Raw genomic sequence first — 3076 nt, 5'->3', positions numbered from 1 at the left:
TGAAGCATGAAACCCAACGCCTAACCCATCCTACAAATAATTGTGCCTCCCTACTTAGGGTTTGCTGAAAAACTTTTTCAGCAGACCCTATATATGAACGGGAAAACAGAAATGACAGGGAAAAACGGATGGCTCTCTTATTCTTTGTGTGATAAGTTTAACTTATATAGGAGCGTTCAATCTTTGTGTCCTTTGCGTCTTTGTGGTTCGTTCCACTCGCTCGCCAGCAGGACTGTATCTTAGAATATATTTTACCCACCAAACCCAAGAGAGCCAACGGATGCCAACAGAGAATTTATCAATCGATTAAGTTGAGTATGAGGGCTTTTCTCTCTATTCTAACTCTCCTCCTCTGACAGAAGAGGAATATCTAAGAGCTAATTTCACGACCGAGGTGGGCAAGCTTCTCTAGAACAGATTGAAGCAAAGATCGCCGCTGCTCGACGACAATATCTAAGTTAGCCAACATATACTTTACGTCTTTGTAGGCATTGTCCAGCAAGGTAAGTAATAATTCGCGATCGCCTGCGATGTCTTTTTCTGATGGGGTGCGGGTCCGTTGGGGTAATAAGTCCGCTGGTGGAGAAGGAAGGGAGGGCGATCGCTCGGACTCTAGCTGTTGAATGGTTTGTTGTAAATTTTCAATCACCCCATACATTTCCATCGGGTCAAAAACCCTTAACAGACTGGTTTGTGTAACAATACCCAACCCCCGACCCCAGTTCCAAGAAACCACCAAACGCCCCACCCGCCGTTTTTGCATTTCCTGATGGGCTGTCCACAGGGAATCCTCGGGGCTGAGGAGAAATAACGGCGTACTCATCACCGTCTGGGCCCTAGTTTTGTGCAGATCGATTTGAACGGCTTGAAACTGGACAAGATCTCGCTCTGTCACAATACCAACCGGGCAGTCATTGTCTTCGGAATCTCGTTGGGTGATCACCACACAACTGACACGATGTTCAGCCATTAACTGGGCCAATTGCAAGACTGTGGCGGTGAGTGGGGCCTGTACCACTTGACTGGTCATCACATCGGATACGCGACGAAACCGCAATAGATTGGCCGGACGCAATATCTGGCGAATACTTTCATGGGAGATCACCCCGATTAACTGTCCTTGGTCATCGACAATCGGCAAATGGCGAATTCGGTAGCGACGAAACAAAAACAGGGCGGCAAAAATGTCTTGAGCAGATTGCTGGGGCAACGTGATCAGGGGATGTACCATCACATCGGCAACGGTTGTCTCGGACAGGTTAATCCCTTGAGCGGTGAGTCGCACCACATCGCGTTCTGTCAAAATTCCTAATAACTCTTGCCCCTGCACCACCAGCAGACAGCTAACACGCACCTCTCCGGCCGGAGCAGCTAGAGGGGATAGGTCATCGGTGAGTAAACACAGACGGCTATGGGCCTGACCGATTAGGGCGATCGCATCCGCCAGAGAAGTGGTTGGCGGCACCGTCAAGGGTTGGCGATTGATCGCCTTTTCCAGATCGGGGGCCCAACTCAGAGGTGTATCGAGGGACATCAGCACCATCCTGCGATCGCAAAAGCCAAGATAGGCAGAACAGCCACTGGGCAAAGAACCCCGGCTCTCAGAGTTGCCAAAACCCGTTCTAAAACTATCTCAAAATGTAGCGTCATTTAACTTTTTCCTAAAAGATGTAACGTTTTGTTACAATTTTTATTAAACTCGTAAAGATTTTCGACCCACTTCGGTGTATCATAGAGGGATGTAACAGGTTAAAGCCTGAAACTTTTTATTTAGGGGTTACTCAGCCTCTAATGGTTTTAGGAGCGGCATCACCAGACGCTGGGGTGAGTACTTCCGGGTTATGCTCGGTCTGAGGGGTTACTCCGGAAATTCTGGACACCTTTCCATATAGTCGATCAAGCACCCGCTTTACGGAAATACGCTGCCACGGTTGACCACGTTTGGTGGTGTAGCCCTGTTCATTAAGCCAATCGGCGATCTTCTGCAAGGATTTCCCTGATTTGTGATGACGGCGAATCAGTTCAATGACCCGGCACTCTTCCGGATCATCCACTAATTCACCATCGATCGATCGTTGTCCAAAGGCAGGGGAGCCGTAGCCCGCATAACCACCGTTGCTTGCTTTTGCTTGTCTACCTTGTTCTAGCCGCTCCCAGGCAGATAAATCGTTTGAAGGGGTCGCTGTCATAGGGGATGTCAATGCAATAACTTGCAAAACCATATTACCGTAACTTAACGTCGCAAATTTGTTTTGATTGGGAGCAGCCGATGACGACTTACAAAGTAAAACCCCCCCATGAGCAGGGACTAGATGTCACCATCGATGTCTGGGACGACCAAACTATATACGATACCCCAAGGAGGCGGACATTGACTTATGCCATTTTGCTTTACTCATAGCCCTGGACTCCCAAACCCTTTCGCTTTCTGGGAGAAAGTTAAAGGGGCTAAGGCCAAGCATTTTTAGATGAGGAGCGGGTCAAGGCTGAATTTATATTGTAAAACGCACCGAGAAGAGAATTTGTCCTAAGTTACACAGCATCAATCTGGAGATATAAACATGGGTACGGCTACATTTATTCAAGATGAAACTGAATTTGATTCCCTCTTAAACAGTGAATCCCTGTTGGTGGTAGATTGCACGGCAACCTGGTGTGGCCCTTGCAAACTGGTGGCGCCGTTGATCGATCGATTGGCCGATGACTATCGCGATCGCGCCAAAGTCTTCAAACTTGACCTGGACAGTAACAAACCCGTAGCCAAACGCTTTGGGATTAGAAGTATTCCGGCTGTCATGGTATTTAAACAGGGGAAATTGATAGAAACATTAGTTGGGGTTAAACCCTATGAAGAATTTACCGCTGCAGTAGAACGACAATTATAGTCTTCCACTCTGGACAAACGTCCGACCTTAACCCTTTCCTTCTCACACCACTATTCAATTTTGAGGTATGGCGTTGACATCCTCGCCGCCCTAAAAGTGCGGCGATTCCTAAACCTCACGATTTAAGTTTCTGCTTCCACCACCGTCGCATACCACAGTTAAAAAACCATGTACTGTCTTACACAGAGTCC

The 3076-nt window shown here is 47.8% G+C and carries 3 protein-coding genes; 1 reads left to right on the top strand and 2 read right to left on the bottom strand.

Annotated features, from left to right (window positions below):
* Positions 1-370: 370 nt before the first annotated feature.
* Positions 371-1543: a CBS domain-containing protein gene (locus PX636_RS16565; RefSeq protein ID WP_041804233.1), complete on the bottom strand. Its 1173-nt coding sequence runs from the start codon at positions 1541-1543 to the stop codon at positions 371-373.
* A gap of 238 nt (positions 1544-1781) precedes the next feature.
* Positions 1782-2222, bottom strand: a complete 441-nt coding sequence (locus PX636_RS16560; protein WP_353853490.1) for a recombinase family protein — start codon at positions 2220-2222, stop codon at positions 1782-1784.
* Between the two features lie 339 nt (positions 2223-2561).
* Here PX636_RS16560 and trxA point away from each other — a divergent pair, with 339 nt between their 5' ends.
* Positions 2562-2885 (top strand): thioredoxin, encoded by a 324-nt coding sequence (gene trxA / locus PX636_RS16555; RefSeq protein WP_079206136.1) that lies wholly within the window; start codon positions 2562-2564, stop codon positions 2883-2885.
* The last annotated feature ends 191 nt before the right edge of the window (positions 2886-3076 follow it).

The organism is Microcystis sp. M53598_WE2, assembly GCF_030067735.1.
GTDB classification, from domain to species: domain Bacteria; phylum Cyanobacteriota; class Cyanobacteriia; order Cyanobacteriales; family Microcystaceae; genus Microcystis; species Microcystis aeruginosa.
Note: the sequence above shows the minus strand (reverse complement) of the source record. Positions and strands in the feature narration are given on the sequence as shown.